This is a genomic window from Sphaerotilus sp., assembly GCF_041083715.1.
GTDB lineage: Bacteria > Pseudomonadota > Gammaproteobacteria > Burkholderiales > Burkholderiaceae_C > Sphaerotilus.
Window position 1 is genome coordinate 1 of the sequence record NZ_JBFPGY010000379.1, and the last position, 16,914, is coordinate 16,914.

The following is a 16,914-nucleotide window of genomic DNA, read 5'->3' on the forward strand; positions in this document are numbered from 1 at the left end:
CTGCCTACAATGCGCGGGTTTCTATCGAACCAGGATTTCTCTTCATGCAAGTGATCGCTTCTGCTTTCAAGGCCTATGACATCCGCGGCATCGTCGGCCAGGCGCTCGACGTCGAGTTTGCCGAACATCTGGGCCGCGCGTTCGGTACCGAGGCACTGGCTTTGGGCGAGCGTGCGGTGGCGGTTGGTCGTGATGGCCGTGTCTCCGGGCCGGATCTCAGCGCCGCTCTGGTGCGTGGCTTGGCCTCGACCGGTCTGGACGTGATCGACCTGGGTGCGGTGACCACGCCGATGCTGTACTACGTGGCGGCCACGCGGGGCGACATCGGCTGCCGGAGTGGCATCCAGGTGACCGGCAGCCACAACCCCAAGGACTACAACGGTTTCAAGATGGTGCTCGGTGGCGTGGCCATCCATGGCGACACGATCCAGGGCCTGCGCGCCCGCATGGAATCCGAGACCTACACCACAGCCGCTGTGTCTGGCTGCATCACCGCGCACGACATCCTGCCCGAGTACACCACCCGCATCACCGGCGACTGCAAGCTGGCGCGTCCGATGAAGATCGTGGTCGACTCTGGCAACGGCATCCCCGGCGCCTCGTCGCCTGGCATCCTCAAGGCACTGGGCTGCGAGGTGGTCGAGTTGTACAGCCGCGTGGACGGCGACTTCCCGAACCACCACCCGGACCCCTCCAAGCTGGACAACCTGGCCGACCTGATCAAGGTCGTCCACGCCACCGATTTCGAACTGGGCCTGGCTTTCGACGGCGACGGCGACCGGCTGGGCCTCGTCACCAAGGACGGTGAGATCATCTTCCCGGACCGCCAGATGCTGCTGTTCGCGCAGGACATCCTGACGCGCAACCCTGGCGGCCTGATCATCTACGACGTCAAGTGCTCGCAGCGCCTGCCGGTGGGCATTCGCGCAGCGGGTGGTGTGCCGATGATGTGGAAGACGGGCCACTCGCTGATGAAGGCGAAGCTGCGCGAGACGGGCGCCCCACTGGCCGGCGAGATGAGCGGCCACATCTTCTTCGGCGAGCGCTGGTATGGCTTCGACGACGCGATGTACACCGCCGGCCGCCTGCTGGAGATCCTGTCGCGCTTCGAGGACCCGAGTGCAGTGCTCAAGGCGTTGCCGACCAGCTTCAGCACGCCCGAGCTGAACGTTGCCGTGCCGGCCGGCAACCAGCATGCGATCGTCGATCAGCTCATCGCCCAGGCCGATTTCCCCGGCGCCGAGATCGGCACCATCGACGGCCTGCGTGGCGACTACCCGGACGGCTTCGGCCTGATCCGCGCGTCCAACACCACGCCGGTGCTGGTGCTGCGCTTCGAGGGCCACACGGCCGAGGCGCTGGCGCGCATCGAGCACGACTTCATGGCAGCGCTGCGCAAGGTGATGCCGGAAGCCGAAGTGCAGGCCTCCGCGCACTGACTCGCTGATCCTGCTGAACGTGCGGCGCGTCCTGCTTGTCAAGCTGTCGTCCCTGGGCGATGTGATCCACGCCATGCCGGTGGTCGCGGACCTGCGCGCCGCGTTTCCGGAGGTGTGCATCGATTGGGTGGTGGAGCCGGGGTTCGCGCCGCTGGTTCGCCGGGTCGAAGGCATCGGCGAGGTCATCGAGTGCGCGCAGCGGCGCTGGCGCAAGCGCTGGTGGACGGGCGACGTGCAGCGCGAGAGGCAGGCATTCCGTGCACGATTGCGGCAGCAGCACTACGACGCAGTGCTCGATCTGCAAGGGTTGACCAAATCGGCGCTGGTGGCGCGACAAGCGCGGATGGCGCCTGGCGGGTTGCGCTACGCACTCGGTAACCGCACGGACGGTTCGGGCTGGGAGGCGCCGACGCGCTGGCTGGCCGATCGGGCGGTCACGCTGGAGCCGCATCTCCACGTCGTTGACCGCTCACGCCGCATGGCGGCCGAGGCGCTGGGCTATGCCGTGAGCGGGCCGCCGCGGTTCGGTGTGGTCGGCCACATGGCACCGCCACTGCAGGCCCGCACGCTGGTGTTCGTGCATGGCACCTCCCGAGACGACAAGCTCTGGCCCGAAGCCCTCTGGATCGCGTTTGGCCAGTCGTTGGTGCGGCGCGGTTGGCGCATGGCCATGCCCCAGGCCAGCGACGAAGAGGCGCAGCGCGCCGGACGCATCGCGGCCGGCATCGGCCCGACGTTCTGCGATCTCTGGCCACGCATGGGTCTGGACGCACTGGTCGATCAGATGGGCCGCACGCAAGGGGTCGTCGGTGTCGACAGCGGCCTGTCGCACCTGGCGGTGGCGCTGGATCTGCCCCACGTCCAGCTCTACAACTTCCCGACCGCCTGGCGCACCGGACCACTGCCGGAACACGGACACGCCCACCAGGTCTGTGTCGGTGGGGATGGTATTCCCGCGCTGGAGGCGGTCGAGGCGGCCTGGCAGCGTGTGGCAGTGGCCTGCGGGGTGGTGCCTTGAACGTGCGCCAGCGACTGGCGTTGCTGGCCTATGGGGTGCTGATGCGGCTGCTGGTGCCGGTGCTGCTGGTGCGCCTGTGGTGGCGGGCCCGGCAGGAGCCGCTGTATGGCACGGCGGTGTCCGAGCGTCTGGGGTTCGGGCCGATCACCACGCCTGGGGCGATCTGGCTGCATGCCGTGTCGCTCGGCGAGACCCGTGCCGCCGAGCCGCTGATCCGGGTGCTGCGTCTGCTGCGCCCGGAGCTGCGTCTGCTGCTCACCCATGGAACGGCCACCGGGCGTGCGGCTGGCGCCGCGCTGCTGGGGCCGGGTGATCACCAGTGCTGGTTGCCACTGGACACGCCTGGCGCCATGCGCCGGTTTCTGCGGCGCCACCGGCCGGCCCTCGGCATCCTGATGGAGACGGAGGTCTGGCCTCGACTGCTGCACGAGGCGCAGCGCGCCGCGGTGCCGGTGGTGCTGGCGAACGCACGGTTGTCCGAGAAGAGCCTGCGCCAGTCTCTGCGCTTCGATGCGCTGCTGCGTCCTGCTGCGGCATCGCTCGCTCTGGCGCTGGCCCAGACCGAGGACGATGCGCTGCGATTGCGGCTGGCGGGTGTGCTCCAGGCTCGGGTTGCCGGCAATCTCAAGTTCGACCAGCGCCCGCCGCCAGAACTGCTGGCTGCGGGTGAAAGCTGGAGCGCGGGTCTCTCCAGGCCCGTGGTGCTGGCGGCAAGCTGGCGTGAGGGCGAGGATGCGCCGCTGCTGGACGCCTGGCGGGCCATGCTCGCCCGCCAGGCGCCGGACGGCGACGCACGGCGGACGCCGCTGCTGTTGCTGGTGCCGCGCCATCCGCAACGTTTCGACGAGGTGGCCCGCCAGGTGGTCGGGGCCGGATTGACGCTGGTACGGCGCAGCAGCTGGGGCGCCGCAGGCCCGGGTGCGCTGGCGCGCGAAGCACAGGTCTGGCTGGGTGACTCGATGGGCGAGATGCCGGCCTACTACGCTTGTGCCGATGTGGCGCTGCTCGGTGGCAGTTTTGCGCCGCTGGGGGGACAGAATCTGATCGAGGCGGCGGCCTGCGGTTGTCCGGTGTTCATGGGGATGCACACCTTCAACTTCAGCCAGGCTGCCGAGCGCGCCGAGGCCGCAGGCGCGGCGCGCCGATGCACCGATCTGGACGAGGCGGTGACCGCCGCCTGCGCGCTGGCGGAGTCTTCGACAGCACGGACCGTGGCGTCTGCCGCTGCACAGGCCTACGCCAGGCAGGACCAAGGCGCCGCGCAGTGCATGGCCGAAGCCATGCTCCGGCTCATTTCACCGACAGCAGTGCGTTGATGCCATCGATGTCGGTGGCGGCCAGCACGCCCGCCGCCTGGCGCAGCTTCAGGCTGTTCACCAGCACGTCATAGCGGGCCTTGGCCAGATCGCGCTGGGTCGTGAACAGCTGCGTCTGCGCGTTGAGCACGTCGAGATTCACGCGCACACCGACCTTGTAGCCCAATTTGGTGGCGTCCAGCGCGAGCTTGCTGGAGGTTTCGGCAGCTTCGAGTGCCTTGACCTGGGCCGCGCCGGACTGGACACCGTAATAGACCTGCCGCGTGGTCTGGGCGACGGCGCGGCGGGCAGCTTCGAGATCGTTGCGCGATTTCTCTTCGAGCGACACGGCTTCGCGGACCTGGTTTTCGATCGCGTTGCCGGTGTAGAGCGGTACCTTGAGCGTCAGGCCGATCGAACGGCTGATCGAGGTGCCCGTGCCGCCAGAGGAGCTGGCACCGGAGCCGCTGTTGTGTGCACTGCCGAGCTGACCCTGCAGATCGACAGTGGGCAGGCGGGTGGTGTCTGTGCGCTGGGTTTCCAGTTTGGCGATGTCGTAGGCCAGGCGGGCTTTGCGCACCGACGGACTCTCGTCGGTGCGGTCGACCCAGGCATCGACCGGATCGGGCTGGGTCGGCAGCACAACCGGCAGTGTCAGGCCGTTCGGCTGCAGGCCGACGCGGCCCACAATCTGGTCGAGTGCCAGTCGGCGCGTGCGGACGTCGTTGTCCGCCGCGATTTCCTGGGCCGTGGCCAGATCGAAGCGGGCCTGGGCTTCTCGCGTGTCGGTGATGGTGGCCGTGCCGACCTCGAAATTGCGTTTGGCCGAGGCCAGCTGCTCGCTGATGGCCGTCTTGGAGGCGCGGGCCGTGGTCAGCGAGTCCTGCGCTGCCAGCACGTCGAAATAGGCCTGTGCGACCCGGACAGCCAAATCCTGCTCGGCGCTGACCAGATCCGCCAGCGCGATGTCGAGTGCCTTGCGGGCCTTGTCGATGGTGAAACCGTTGGGCCGGTTGAACAGCGGCTGTGTGGCCACCAGACCCAGCGAGGCGGTGTTGGTCGAGCGGGTGCCGAACAGCGGCGTGTCGGAGCCGGCATTCGTCAGTCCGCCCTGCAGATTGACGCTGGGGCGAACCAGGGCATCGGCCTGGGCCGCCTTGTAGCGACTTGACTCTGCCGCGGCACGCGAAGCCAGATACGTCGCGTCGTAGGCCTTCGCAGCCTCGTAGACCTCCTTGAGGTTCTCTGCGGCCACCGGCGCGGACAGGGTCGTCAGGACGGTCGCAGCCATCAGGCCGAACGACAGGTGGGTTTTCAACACGGACATGGTCGCTTCCTCGAACTAGAACGGGAACTCAGTACACGGGCACACTCGGATCCACCTGCCGGGACCAGGCATCGATGCCGCCAGCGATGTTATACACCGAGGGGTATCCTTGCCCTTCCAGGAACAGGGCCACCTGCTGACTGCGCATGCCGTGGTGGCAGAGCGCAAGGATGGGCTGATCCCGATCGATTTCGGCCAATCTTGCTGGAATTTGCTGCATCGGGATCGTGACCGATGCCGCGTCTGTCAACACTATCCGTGCAGTGGCGACTTCCCAGGGCTCTCGAACATCCAGCAGGACCGGGCGCAGGCCTTGTGCGGCACAGGTGCGGACCAGCGCGGTGACCGCATCGACACGGAGCTGCTGCATGGCTACGGGCCCCGGTTCAGAACTTGAACGACGACGGCTGCGCGAACCCTTCGAGGCGCGGCGCCACCGTGTCGAACAGCACTTCGGTGGTGAAGTCGCGCTCGCTGAGGCGGCGCACGCGCAGGGCGCGCATCATCGGCTCGTCGCCCACGACCGCAACGAGCCGGCCACCGACCTTGAGTTGCTGCAGCAGGGCCTTCGGCACTTCGGCCACCGAGCCCGACAGCACGATCACGTCCCACGGGCCACGGCCGGCGTCGCCATTCGCGCCATCGCCCTGGCGGACCTCGACGTTCATCACGGCGGCGTGGCGCAGGTTCTCGCGCGCCATGGCGACGAGTTCCGGACGCTTTTCATAGGTGACGACCTGCTGGGCCTTGTGCGCCATCAGCGCAGCCATGAAGCCCGAGCCGGTGCCGATTTCCAGTGCCTTCTCATGGCGGTGCAGCTCCAGCTCCTGCAGCAGGCGGGCCTCCAGCCGCGGCGCCAGCATCACCTGGCCACCGGGCAGCGGGATTTCCAGATCCGTGAAGGCGATGCTGCGGTGGGGGGCCGGCACGAAGTCCTCGCGCTTGACGATGGCCAGCAGGGACAGCACCGACTGATCCAGCACGTCCCAGGGACGGATCTGCTGCTCGATCATGTTGAAACGGGCCTGTTCGACATTCATCTTGATTTCCTCGGGATCATGCGCAACGAAACCTGCCATTTTAGGAGCTGGCTGTGTCGTCGATCTGACGATCTGCGGCCTGTGGCGCAAATCGGCGTTGCAGCCACGCTGCCAGATCGTCCAGGTAGCAATAAATCACTGGCACGACCACCAGCGTCAGCACCGACGAGGTGATCACCCCGCCGATGACGGCCTGGCCCATCGGCGCGCGCTGTTCCGAACCTTCCGACAGCGCGAAGGCCAGCGGCACCATGCCGAAGATCATCGCCAGCGTGGTCATCAGGATCGGTCGCAGCCGCACCTTGGCGGCCAGCAGCAGGGCGTGTTCGCGGTCGAGTGGCTGGCCCGTCACGTCACCTGCGCGGGCACGGATGGCGAAGTCCAGCAGCAGGATGGCGTTCTTGGTCACCAGTCCCATCAGCATCACCACGCCGATGACCGAGAACAGGTTCATCGTCGAGCCGAAGGCCCGCAGCGTCAGCACCACACCCACCAGCGTGAGCGGCAGTGAACTCATCAGCGCGATCGGCTGCAGGAAACTGCGGAACTGCGACGCCAGGATCATGTAGATGAAGACCACCCCCATCGCCAGCGCCGAGACTGCATAGCCGAAGCTCTCGGCCATGTCCTTGGTCGAGCCGCCGAAGCGCCAGCGCATGCCCGGCGGCAGCGTCTGCGCGCCGAGCACCCTGCGCACGTCGGCGGACACGTCGCCGAGCGAGCGGCCGTAGACGTTGGCGGTGACCTCGACCTCGCGGGTCAGGTCACGGCGGTTGATTTGATTGGCCGTGCTGTCAGCGCGCACGTCGGCGACCTGGCCGAGGCGGACGAGGCGTGGGCTGCCGTCGGCGTTGCTGCCAGCCAGGAAGGTCAGGTGCTGCAGATCGCCGACACCGCGGCGTGCCTCGGGAGCCAGCCGCACCTTCACATCCACATTCAGGTCGTCGCTGGCGCGCCAGTTGCCGATGGTCTGACCGGCCACGAGCGCGCGCAGGCTGCTGGTGATGCTGCCGACGCTCAGGCCCAGGTCGGCGGCGACATCGCGCCGCACGTCGATCGCCACGGTCGGCTGGTTCGGCTTGGCGCTGGTGTCGAGATCGACGAGGCCGGGGATACTGCGCAGCTGGTCGGCGATCGCCGCACTCTGGCGCTGCAGTTCGGCCAGATCGCTGCCCTGGATCGACAACTGCAGCGGCTTGTTGCCGCCCACCGCATCGAGCAGGCCGACGTGGGTCACCGCGATGCCGGGGATGCGCGCCAGCCGCTCGCGCAGCGGGCCGGTGAGCTGGTCCTGGTTGAGCGTGCGGTCCTTGCGGTCGACGAGGCGGATGTAGATCTGCGCGTAGATCTTGCCCTGCGCCTGGCCGGTGTTGATCGTCGTCAGCGTGTAGCGCACCTCGGGGCGCTCGCGGATGATGGCCTCGACCTCGCGCGCCTTGGCTTCGGTGACTTCCAGCGACGAGCCGACTGGCGTGTTGAAGCTGACGAAGGTTTCCGAGTAGTCGGCTTTCGGCACGAACTCGGTGCCCAGAGACTTCACCAGCGCAAGGCTGGCGATGAAGGTGGCCAGTGCGAGGCCGAGGGTGGCGAGCTTGTGCTGCAGTGACCAGGCCAGTGCCGACTGGTACCGCCGGCCCAGCCCGTGCGAGAAGCGGTCCACGGCGTGCGTGACACGGCCGAGCGTGTGGTCGTAGAACGTGTGCGGCCGGAAGGGCTGGCCTTCGCTGTGGATCGCAGGGTCGTGCCAGACCGAGCTGAGCATCGGGTCAAGGGTGAAGCTCACGAACATCGAGATCAGCACGGCGGCCACGATGGTGATGCCGAACTCGTGGAAGAACTTGCCGATGATGCCGCCCATGAAGCCGATCGGCAGGAACACCGCGACGATCGACAGCGTGGTCGCCAGCACCGCCAGACCGATTTCCATCGTGCCGTCGAGTGCCGCGTCGTGCGCCGACTTGCCCATCTGGACGTGGCGCACGATGTTCTCGCGCACGACGATGGCGTCGTCGATCAACAGGCCCACGCACAGGCTGAGCGCCATCAGCGTGATCATGTTGATCGAGAAACCGAAGAGCTGCATGAACAGGAAGGTGCCGATCAGCGCGATCGGCAGCGTCAGGCCGGTGATGACGGTCGAGCGCCACGAGTTCAGGAACAGGAAGACGATCAGGATGGTGAGCGCGGCGCCTTCGAGCAGGGTCTGGCGCACGTTGTTGACCGAGACGCGGATCGGCCGCGAACTGTCTCGCACCACGCTGAGTTCCACACCGGCTGGCACTTCGCCGCTGGCCTGCAGCGCGGCCAGTGCCTTGTTCAGGCCATCCACCACCTCGATGGTGTTTTCGCCCTGCGCCTTCTGGACTTCCAGCGCGACGGTGCGCTGGCCGTTGTAGAGGGCCAGGGTGTCGATCTCCTCCGGGCCGTCGACGACGCGCGCCACCTCGCCAAGCCGGACCAGCACCGCACCGCGGCGGGCGACGACGAGTTGCGCGAAATCCTCCGGGCGCTGCACCCGGCCGCGGATCTGCACCACGCGCTCGCTGTCGGCCGAGCGCAGCGTGCCAGCGGGCAGGTCCTGGTTCTCGGTCTTCACCGCCGCCATCACCTGGTCGGCACCGACACCCATCGCCTCCAGCCGCTGCGGGTCGAGGTAGAGGTTGATCTCGCGCCGCACTGCGCCGACCAGCGCCACCGAGCCGACGCCGGGGGCGTTCTCCAGCCGCTTGCGCAGCGTCTGGTCCGTCCAGGTCGAGAGCTGCACCGCGTTGACCAGGGCCGGATCGGCGGCCTGGACCGCCAGCGTCCAGATCGGGCGGCTTGCCGGGTCGAAACGCTGGACCTTGGGCTCCTTGACCTCCTCGCGCAGCAGCGGCTTGAGCACGGCGAGCTTCTCGCGCACGTCGTCGGCGGCCTTGCGGCTGTCGAGGTCGAGGTTGAACTGGACGATGACGACCGAAGTGCCCGAGTAGCTGCGCGAGTAGAGCTGACTCACGCCGGCGATGGTGTTCAGCGCTTCCTCGACCTTGCGCGTGACCTCGGTCTCGACGATTTCGGCCGAGGCGCCGGGATAGTCGAGGCTGACCACGACGGTCGGGAATTCGACGCTCGGGAACTGGTCGACCTTGAGCCGCTGGAACGAGAACAGGCCGAGCACGACCAGGGCAAGCATGACCATGGTGGCCATCACCGGGTTGGTGATGGAGACGCGGGTGAACCACATGGTGGCGGCTCTGCTCAGTGCACCGCGGCGATCAGCCGGGCAGGGGTGCCGTCACGGACGGTGCCGAGGCTGCCGCGCAGCACGCGGTCTCCGCCGTGCAGGCCTTCCGTGATCTCGATCGATTCGATCCGGTCCACCAGTCCGTGCACCCCGGTCGTCACGGTGCGGCGGCGCAGCGCACTGCCATCGAGCAGCACCACATAGGGCAGGGCATCGTCCATCCGCACGGCCGACAGCGGCACGCTCAGCACGCGGCGCTGTTCCAGTGCCACCGTGCCGCGGGCGAACAGCCCCACGCGCAGACCCTGTGCCGGCTTCAGACTCAGATAGACCAGCACTGCGCGGGTGCCTGCCTGCGTGGCTGGATTCAGGCGCACGACCTGGGCGTCGACCGGGTCGGGCAGTCCTTCGACGCGCAGTTCGGCCATGGCGCCCGGGTGCAGCAGGCCGGCATCGGCTGCGGGCAGGGCGACTTCGAGTTCCAGTCGGCTCAGATCGACCACTTCCAGCACGCGGACATCGACGGCGACCCGCTCGCCTGGCTGTGCCAGCCGCTGCGAGACGACTCCGTTGATCGGCGACTTGAGCACGGTATCTGCCTGCGCCTTGCGCGCCAGATCGGTGGCGGCCAGGGCGGCCTGCAGGCTGGCCTGTGCCGCGGCGTGGTTGGCGACCGAGGTGTCCAGCGCGGTGGCGGAGATGAATCCCTGTGCGACCAGGGCTTGGTTGTTGTCGAGCTGGCGCTTGGCAATGTCGAGTTGGGCCCGGGCGGCTTGCGCCTGCTGCACCGCCTGCTGCACGCGCAATTCGAATTCGGTGGCATCGATGTCACCGACCACTTGGCCAGCGCGCACGCTGTCCCCTTCGCGCGGACCGAGGTTGCGCAGCTCACCCGCAACCTTGGCCTTGATGATGGACGTGCTGACGGCCCGCACGCTGCCGGACAGTGCCTGCGTGCGGGACAGGTCTGCCGTCCGGGCGACGACCAGATCACTGTCATGCAGCTCCAGTGCCGTGACCGTGGCCGAAGCGGCGGCTGTGGCAGGCGCCGAGGCAGACACGCCAGACTGGCGACCTTGCACGAGCCGCATGCCCAGCGCCAGGGTGCCGATGACCACCGCGGCGAGCACGAACTTGATGGAACGATTCATGGCGTGGGCGATGTCGGAGGGGCCGGGGCCATCAGGCCGCCCAGCAGCAGTTCGATGTGCTGGCGGATGAACAGGTGCGGCGCCAGCACCAACGGGTCCACGGTGCTGCAGGCGCCGAAAGAGTGCTTGTGGACGCACAGCATCACCATGGGCAGCACCAGCGAATGGACCACACCGCTGACGTCGACCGAGCGGAACTCGCCGCGGTCGATGCCGCGCTGCACGACACCTCCGATCAGGTTCTGGCCTGGCTCCACCACCTCGCGGGCATAGAACTCGGCGATGTCGGGGAAGTTGCGCACCTCGGTGATGATGAGCTTGAACACGCCGGAGGCATCGCTGTCGATCACGCCTTCCCACCAGCGGGAGAGCACCTCCAGCAGCAGTTCGGCGCAACTGCCTTCATGTTCCGCCACCTGGCGCGCGCCTTCGGCGATCTGGCTGGACAGGCGCTGTGCGATGACGGCCTTGAGGAGTTCTTCCTTGCTGGCGTAGTACAGGTAGAGCGTGCCCTTGGACACACCGGCCCGGGCGGCGACTTCGTCGATCCGCGTGGCAGCGAAGCCCTTTTCCACGAACAGGCTCAACGCGGCATCGAGCAGTTCCTGCGGACGTTCCGCCTTGCGTCGCTGGTGCGATGTGGTGGCGATGGACTCGGGTGATGGGGGCAAGGTCAAGGCCGGTGCGTGTTAAGTGACTAACCGGTCAGTAATGTAGTCCGTCTCTGCGATCCGGGTCAATCAGGATCGGCCGCACTGCGTGGCCGGCCTCACTAGAATGGGTCGGATGACCTGTCAGAGGAGTCACTGCATGGATGTCGAGCTGTCTGCGTTCCCGGTCCGCACGCGGGCGCGGGAGCGGCGCCGGTGGCTGCAGGGTGGGGCGGCGCTGGCGTTGCTGGGCCTGTCCGCTGGCTGGACCGGATGTGCCACGGGCGGGCCGCGAGAGTTCACGCTGAGCGAGCGCCAGATGCTCGCAGCGCTGTCCGAACGCTTTCCGGCCAGTCGGCGTGTGCTGGAAATTTTCGATGTCCAGCTGTCTTCGCCCCGACTGAAGCTGCTGCCTGCAGAAAACCGCCTGATGCTGGGTTTTGACCTGGGCGTGCAGGAGCGCATTCTCACTTCGCGCACGTTCAAGGGCAGTCTCATGTTCAGCAGCGGACTGCGCTTCGAGACGGGTGACTCGACCGTCCGGCTCGACCGGGTGCGCCGCGAGAACCTGTCCATCGACGGCTTGCCGAGCCTGCTGTCGTCGAACGTGAACCGCTGGGGCGGGCTGCTCGCCGAGGAGTTGCTGGAGGGGGCGGTCGTGCACACGGTGGACCGTGCGGCGATCGACCAGGCGGCCCGGCAAGGCTGGCGCCCCGGGACGCTCAAGGTGACGGACGGTGGTGTCACGGTGACACTGGAACCCGTCCGCGTCCAGGGTGTCTGAGGGATGGCACGCCGCCGTGTCAGGCTCCCGCCTCTGCTGGCGTCGACACAGCGGCTGACCACTGCCGCAGGCAAGCTGGTCCAGCGTGCGGTGCGCAAGGCTGTGAAGCAAAGTGTCCGGCAGGCGGTCAGACAGATCGGCTGGCAAGCCCATGCACCACCCCGGACGGGTGATTGGCTGGTTGGGCTTGTGTTCGGTCCCGCGGGTGCGAGGCACTACCGGCTCTACCTGCCGCCAGGCTTGTGTGCGGGGGCGCCAGTGCCTTTGCTGGTGATGCTGCACGGCTGCAACCAGGACGCCGAAGGCTTCGCCGCGTTGACGCGCATGAACCGGCTCGCGGCGAAGCAGGGCTTCGCGGTGCTCTACCCGGAGCAGGACCGTCTGGCGAATCCGCAGGGCTGCTGGAACTGGTACGGCACCCGCTCCCATCTGGCCGATGCCGAAGCAGCCACGTTGCTGCTGGTGCTGGACCAGGTGCTGCGCCAGCATCCGCTCGACGGAGCGCGGGTGGCCGTGGCGGGGTTGTCGGCTGGGGCGAGCATGGCGGCGCTGCTGGCCTCCCGTGCGCCAGACCGGTTCGTGGCCGTGGCGATGCACTCGGGCGTGCCGCCAGGATCGGCTGATTCCTCGCTGTCGGCCGTGCGCGCCATGTGCGGGCATGCCATGCCGGATGGTCCTGGCGCCACCTCGGTGCATTGGCCGCCGCTGCTGGTGTTGCACGGTACGGTGGACTTCGTGGTGTCGTCGAACAACGGTGGGGACGCCGCCACGTTGTGGGCCGAAGCGCTGGGTGCCCGCGTGACCGCGGAGCGCACGGTCCAGCGCGGCCGTCGGCGGGCGATGCGCATCACCGATTACCGGGTGGCGCGAGGTGTGGTGGTCAGTCTGGTACTGGTGTCCGGCATGGGCCACGCCTGGAGCGGCGGGCCCAAGGCGTTGCCGTTCAGTGACCCGACCGGCCCGGACGCTTCGGCGCTGATCTGGGCCTTCGTGCGCCGCCAGTTTCCGCGTTGAACAAGCGGCTCGTCAGCGCGGGTCCGTGCTGGCGCGTTGAATGGATCTGTTCGACCACAACGGCGCCGCTGTGTGCTGTGACCCCCATGACAACGACCAAGGTGACTTTTCCGGTGCGACACGCGCTGGCCGTGACGATGCTGGTGCTGGGCACCGGGCTGTCCGGCTGTGTGGTGGCGCCTTATCCAAGGCATGGCGACGACGGTGGTGTCGTGCTCGTCGAGCCGCCAGCGGTGCGCATCGAGCGACCCGGTCCGCCGCCAGCGGTCGGGTATTTCTGGATCGATGGATTCTGGAACTGGTCGGGTGGCCGCCATGTCTGGATGCCGGGACATTGGGAGCCCCGCCGACAGGGTCAACGCTGGGAGCCGCATCGCTGGGAGCGTGGCCAGCGCGGCTGGGAGCCCCGCGGCGGCGAGTGGCGCCGGGACTGATCGCTGACATGTTGCTGCCGCAGAGGGCATGAAAAAACCGGCCAGCTGGCCGGTTTTGTCGTTCAGAGGCAGCGTGTACTGCCCTGATCGGCGCCAGTAACGCTCAGCGCGGACCGTTGCTGCGGGGACGCATGGCCGGGCGGCCAGCACCGAAACCGCTGCGCGGGGCGCCACGGTCGTTGTCGAAACGGGGTGCACTGCGCGGAGCACCGCGGTCGTTGTCGAAACGCGGGGCATCGCCACCACGCGCGCCGTCGAAACGGCTGTCCGGGCGCGGACCGTCGTGACGCGGAGCGCCATAGCCGGGGTTGGCACCACGGTAGCCGCCGCCAGGAGCGCCACGGCCCGGAGCACCACGGAACGGCGGACGACCGCCTTCACGCATCGGACCACGGTTCGGGTTCATTTCCGGTGCCGGACGGGTCGGCTCCAGGCCTTCGATGATGCTGATCGGGATGGCACGGGTCGTGAACTGCTGGATGCGGCGGATCATCGACACGTCACGGCGCTCGGCCAGCGTGATGGCGCGACCGGTGCGGCCGGCACGACCGGTGCGGCCGATGCGGTGCACGTAGTCCTCGGCCTTCATCGGCAGACCGTAGTTGATGACGTGGCTGATGGTCGGCACGTCGATGCCGCGGGCTGCGACGTCGGTGGCCACCAGGATGCGCAGCTCGCCGCGGCGCAGTGCCATCAGCGTGCGGGTGCGGCGGCCTTGCGGCATGCCGCCGTGCAGCGGTGCCACGGCATGGCCGAGGTCGTACAGGCGGGCGGCCAGGTCGTCGGCATCACGCTGCGTGCTGGTGAAGATCACCGCTTGCTGCATGTCCTTGTCGGTCAGGATGTGCTCCAGCAGCGCGGACTTGTGGTCCAGGCTGTCGGCCCACATCAGCTGCTGCTCGATGCTGGCGTGGTTGTCGGTGTGGTTGGCAACTTCGATGCGCTGGGCGTCGTCCTTGAGGATCTGGTCCGCCAGACGGCCGACCTGACCCGCGAAGGTGGCGCTGACCATGACAGTCTGGCGCTCGGCAGGCAGCGACTCGGCGATGCGCTCGATGTCCTCGATGAAGCCCATGTCCAGCATGCGGTCGGCTTCGTCGAGCACCAACAGTTCGACCTGGCCGAGGATGGCCTTGCCGCTGTCGAGGTGGTCGATCAGGCGACCCGGGGTGGCGATCAGCAGGTCGAGCTGACCACGCAGCGCAGCCAGCTGGGCGCCATAAGGCACGCCGCCGACGACGGTGGCCACGCGCAGACCAGGGACGTGGCGACCGTAGGTCATCGCGGCCTTGGAGACTTGCAGCGCGAGTTCACGCGTCGGGGTCAGGATCAGGACGCGGGGGCCCTTGTTGGGCTGGAAGCCCTTGACGCCACGTGCTGCTGCATCGACGCGGGCAGCGAGCACACGCTCCAGGGCGGGCAGCACAAAGGCGGCGGTCTTGCCGCTGCCTGTGTTGGAGCAGACGCGCAGGTCGGAGCCGGCGAGGGCGGCGGGAATGGTGCGGGCTTGGACTTCAGTCGGGGTCTCGTAACCGGAATCGGTCAGGGACTTCAGCAGGACTTCGTTCAGGCCAAGGGTATCAAAGCTCATGGGTTCTCATCTGGCACCGTCGATGGGCGCCGTTCAGGCTAGCGCAGTCAGCACAACACGTGCGACAAACGCAATGGCGGGCCAGCGTCCATGGGGCGTCATCCGTCAACGCGCCACGCTCGCAGCTTCAAAGGGGTGGAGAAAAAGCCCGCCCGGGTCGAACAGCATCGCCGCCGACCGCGCCTGCAGCCCCGCAAACAAGATTCCTGAATGACACCAGGATTTGAATGCCGGAGGGATGAGGGGAAAGAGGAAGGTCAGAGGGGATGAACGAAACAGCTGTGCCTGTTGTCGTTGCTGCCATGCGAAAGTCAGTCAATACGTCGCGGCAGTTGCGTCAGAGACAGCAGCTGCGATTGTAGCGTATTCCCGGAGTTGATGTTGCGCCGCATCATCAAATTGAACACAGAAAGAGACGTGTGTGTAACCGCCGCTGGCTACGATGGGCTTTTGATCGAGGAAGACCCTGCGATGCACCCCAATTCCTGCCGCGTTGCGTTGATTGCCCACGATGGCAAGAAGAACGAGATGGTGGCGCTTGCCATGGAATTCCGCAGCCTTCTGAGTACTTGCACGCTGTGTGCCACCGGTACCACTGGATCGCGGCTGCATGCCGAAGCCGGCTTGGTGGTGGAGCGTCTGCTGAGCGGGCCGCTCGGCGGGGACTTGCAGATCGGCGCACGTCTGGCGGTCGGGGAGATCGACGTGGTGATTTTCCTGCGCGACCCGATGACGCCGCAGCCGCACGAGCCGGACATCAATGCGCTGGTGCGGGCCAGCGATGTGCATGACGTGCCATGTGCCACGAATGTGAGCACGGCACGTCTGCTGCTGCGACAACTGGCCAGCCAGTTGACCGCAGCGAGCGGTTGATCAGCCCTGAACCACTTTGTGGTAGGCCGCAGGCACCGGCCAGCCAGCTTCCTGGCAGACCTTGATGATGGCTTCGTTGGTGTCGAAATACACCTGCCAGTAGTGGTCGGTGTGCGTGTACGGGCGCACCGAGATCACCGGGCCTTCGAGCTTGAAGTCGAGCAGGTTGACTTCCGGGGCTGGACTGGCAACGACGTTCGGGATCTTGGCGACCGCCGCCTTCAGGCGCGCGATGGCGTCCAGCGGATCGACACCCTGGGCCAGTTGGGCAGTGCGCTCGACGCGGCGTGATGGCAATGCCGAAAAGTTCTGCACGGTGTCGCCGAAGACTTTGCCGTTGCCGACCAGGGTCATCACGTTGTCCGGGGTGATGATCGTGGTGGCGAACAGACCCAGTTCGTGGACCGTGCCGGTCATGCCGCCGATGCTCACGAAGTCGCCGACCTTGAAGGGACGCAGCACCAGCATGAACGCGCCAGCTGCGAAGTTGCCGAGCATGCCGCTCCAGGCCGCGCCGATGGCCACACCCGCGCCAGCCAGCATCGCGGCGAACGATGTGGTCTGGATGCCGAAGTACCCCAGGATGCCTAGCACCAAGGTGATGTTCAGGGCGATCGTGATGATCGAGCCGATGTATTTGGTGAGCGTTGGGTCGATCGAGTTGCGGTTCATGCCCGCCTGGATCAGCCCGACAACCTTGCCGATCAGCCACCGGCCCACGATCCAGAAGGCGATCGCCGCCAGGATCTTGATGCCCAGGTCCAGAGCGGTCGTGCTCAGGAAGTTCTGGATCGATTGCATGTCCATCGCGGAAGTCCTCAGTCGCTAAGTGCAAAATTGCACGGCTCAACTGTGAAGGAATTCCGAAATTAAAGCTACCTTCTTTGGTCTGGGTTCATGACGAGCAGCTGGAGCAGGTGGCCCTGATCGATGGTGCGTGCGATGCCGAAGCCTGCCACATGCCGGGCCTGCAGTGGATGCAGGCGTGCCCAGCGGAAGTCGGGCAACTGCGTGAGCAGTGCCGCAGCCGGGTGTCTGGCCAGGTAGGTGTCCGATGCGCTTTGTGCTTCCACAG

Annotated in this window: 15 protein-coding genes and 1 pseudogene; 7 read left to right on the top strand and 9 right to left on the bottom strand. The window is 67.1% G+C overall.

Going from position 1 to position 16,914, the window contains the following annotated elements; all coding sequences use genetic code 11:
* Positions 1–44: 44 nt before the first annotated feature.
* From AB3X43_RS17770 to AB3X43_RS17780, 3 genes are read left to right on the top strand one after another with little or no spacing between them, the layout of a single operon-like run.
* Positions 45–1,439: a phosphomannomutase/phosphoglucomutase gene (locus AB3X43_RS17770; protein ID WP_369431200.1), complete on the top strand. Its 1,395-nt coding sequence runs from the start codon at positions 45–47 to the stop codon at positions 1,437–1,439.
* 19 nt (positions 1,440–1,458) lie between these two features.
* Positions 1,459–2,457 (top strand): lipopolysaccharide heptosyltransferase I, encoded by a 999-nt coding sequence (gene waaC, locus AB3X43_RS17775; RefSeq protein ID WP_369431201.1) that lies wholly within the window; start codon positions 1,459–1,461, stop codon positions 2,455–2,457.
* 2 nt (positions 2,458–2,459) lie between these two features.
* A complete protein-coding gene (locus AB3X43_RS17780) occupies positions 2,460–3,773 on the top strand; it encodes a 3-deoxy-D-manno-octulosonic acid transferase (RefSeq protein WP_369431202.1) in 1,314 nt (437 codons plus the stop codon).
* On the opposite strand, the gene AB3X43_RS17785 is transcribed toward AB3X43_RS17780, so the two are convergent.
* From AB3X43_RS17785 to AB3X43_RS17810, 6 genes are read right to left on the bottom strand one after another with little or no spacing between them, the layout of a single operon-like run.
* On the bottom strand, positions 3,748–5,079 hold the full coding sequence (locus AB3X43_RS17785) for a TolC family outer membrane protein (RefSeq protein ID WP_369431203.1): 1,332 nt from the start codon (positions 5,077–5,079) through the stop codon (positions 3,748–3,750). The genes AB3X43_RS17780 and AB3X43_RS17785 overlap by 26 nt on opposite strands.
* A gap of 28 nt (positions 5,080–5,107) precedes the next feature.
* Positions 5,108–5,449: a rhodanese-like domain-containing protein gene (locus AB3X43_RS17790; protein WP_369431204.1), complete on the bottom strand. Its 342-nt coding sequence runs from the start codon at positions 5,447–5,449 to the stop codon at positions 5,108–5,110.
* A gap of 16 nt (positions 5,450–5,465) precedes the next feature.
* Positions 5,466–6,119, bottom strand: coding sequence for a protein-L-isoaspartate O-methyltransferase family protein (locus AB3X43_RS17795; protein ID WP_369431205.1), 654 nt, complete (start codon positions 6,117–6,119; stop codon positions 5,466–5,468).
* Positions 6,120–6,159: 40 nt separating this feature from the next.
* The gene (locus AB3X43_RS17800; protein WP_369431206.1) at positions 6,160–9,342 is read right to left on the bottom strand and encodes an efflux RND transporter permease subunit; all 3,183 of its coding nucleotides are present in this window, start codon (positions 9,340–9,342) and stop codon (positions 6,160–6,162) included.
* Between the two features lie 14 nt (positions 9,343–9,356).
* Positions 9,357–10,493: an efflux RND transporter periplasmic adaptor subunit gene (locus AB3X43_RS17805; protein WP_369431207.1), complete on the bottom strand. Its 1,137-nt coding sequence runs from the start codon at positions 10,491–10,493 to the stop codon at positions 9,357–9,359.
* On the bottom strand, positions 10,490–11,170 hold the full coding sequence (locus AB3X43_RS17810; protein ID WP_369431208.1) for a TetR/AcrR family transcriptional regulator: 681 nt from the start codon (positions 11,168–11,170) through the stop codon (positions 10,490–10,492). Before AB3X43_RS17810 ends, AB3X43_RS17805 begins: the two co-directional genes overlap by 4 nt.
* 133 nt (positions 11,171–11,303) lie before the next feature.
* Between AB3X43_RS17810 and AB3X43_RS17815 the strand changes: the two genes are divergently transcribed.
* The 3 genes from AB3X43_RS17815 to AB3X43_RS17825 all read left to right on the top strand — a co-directional run bounded on the left by AB3X43_RS17815 (position 11,304) and on the right by AB3X43_RS17825 (position 13,375).
* Positions 11,304–11,927 (top strand): hypothetical protein, encoded by a 624-nt coding sequence (locus AB3X43_RS17815; RefSeq protein WP_369431209.1) that lies wholly within the window; start codon positions 11,304–11,306, stop codon positions 11,925–11,927.
* A gap of 189 nt (positions 11,928–12,116) precedes the next feature.
* Entirely contained in the window at positions 12,117–12,941 is an 825-nt protein-coding gene (locus AB3X43_RS17820) for an extracellular catalytic domain type 1 short-chain-length polyhydroxyalkanoate depolymerase (RefSeq protein WP_369431210.1), read from the top strand.
* An 86-nt stretch (positions 12,942–13,027) separates the two neighbouring features.
* Positions 13,028–13,375: a hypothetical protein gene (locus tag AB3X43_RS17825; RefSeq protein WP_369431211.1), complete on the top strand. Its 348-nt coding sequence runs from the start codon at positions 13,028–13,030 to the stop codon at positions 13,373–13,375.
* Between the two features lie 103 nt (positions 13,376–13,478).
* Here the strand turns inward: AB3X43_RS17825 and AB3X43_RS17830 are convergent, their stop codons facing one another.
* A complete protein-coding gene (locus AB3X43_RS17830) occupies positions 13,479–14,966 on the bottom strand; it encodes a DEAD/DEAH box helicase (RefSeq protein WP_369431212.1) in 1,488 nt (495 codons plus the stop codon).
* A 471-nt stretch (positions 14,967–15,437) separates the two neighbouring features.
* Here AB3X43_RS17830 and AB3X43_RS17835 point away from each other — a divergent pair, with 471 nt between their 5' ends.
* A complete protein-coding gene (locus tag AB3X43_RS17835; protein WP_369431214.1) occupies positions 15,438–15,839 on the top strand; it encodes a methylglyoxal synthase in 402 nt (133 codons plus the stop codon).
* Here the strand turns inward: AB3X43_RS17835 and AB3X43_RS17840 are convergent, their stop codons facing one another.
* Together AB3X43_RS17840 and AB3X43_RS17845 are read right to left on the bottom strand one after the other, a co-directional pair.
* Positions 15,840–16,646, bottom strand: a complete 807-nt coding sequence (locus AB3X43_RS17840; RefSeq protein WP_369431213.1) for a mechanosensitive ion channel family protein — start codon at positions 16,644–16,646, stop codon at positions 15,840–15,842.
* 68 nt (positions 16,647–16,714) lie between these two features.
* A pseudogene (locus AB3X43_RS17845) lies at positions 16,715–16,914 on the bottom strand (pyridoxamine 5'-phosphate oxidase); the annotation flags it as partial.

What these genes read in the sequence shown, in the direction of transcription:
- AB3X43_RS17770 (WP_369431200.1), top strand. Translation starts at nt 45, where the DNA reads ATGCAAGTGATCGCTTCTGCTTTCAAGGCCTATGACATCCGCGGCATC.
- AB3X43_RS17785 (WP_369431203.1), bottom strand. Translation starts at nt 5,079, where the DNA reads ATGTCCGTGTTGAAAACCCACCTGTCGTTCGGCCTGATGGCTGCGACC.
- AB3X43_RS17790 (WP_369431204.1), bottom strand. Translation starts at nt 5,449, where the DNA reads ATGCAGCAGCTCCGTGTCGATGCGGTCACCGCGCTGGTCCGCACCTGT.
- AB3X43_RS17795 (WP_369431205.1), bottom strand. Translation starts at nt 6,119, where the DNA reads ATGAATGTCGAACAGGCCCGTTTCAACATGATCGAGCAGCAGATCCGT.
- AB3X43_RS17800 (WP_369431206.1), bottom strand. Translation starts at nt 9,342, where the DNA reads ATGTGGTTCACCCGCGTCTCCATCACCAACCCGGTGATGGCCACCATG.
- AB3X43_RS17805 (WP_369431207.1), bottom strand. Translation starts at nt 10,493, where the DNA reads ATGAATCGTTCCATCAAGTTCGTGCTCGCCGCGGTGGTCATCGGCACC.
- AB3X43_RS17815 (WP_369431209.1), top strand. Translation starts at nt 11,304, where the DNA reads ATGGATGTCGAGCTGTCTGCGTTCCCGGTCCGCACGCGGGCGCGGGAG.
- AB3X43_RS17825 (WP_369431211.1), top strand. Translation starts at nt 13,028, where the DNA reads ATGACAACGACCAAGGTGACTTTTCCGGTGCGACACGCGCTGGCCGTG.
- AB3X43_RS17830 (WP_369431212.1), bottom strand. Translation starts at nt 14,966, where the DNA reads ATGAGCTTTGATACCCTTGGCCTGAACGAAGTCCTGCTGAAGTCCCTG.
- AB3X43_RS17835 (WP_369431214.1), top strand. Translation starts at nt 15,438, where the DNA reads ATGCACCCCAATTCCTGCCGCGTTGCGTTGATTGCCCACGATGGCAAG.
- AB3X43_RS17840 (WP_369431213.1), bottom strand. Translation starts at nt 16,646, where the DNA reads ATGGACATGCAATCGATCCAGAACTTCCTGAGCACGACCGCTCTGGAC.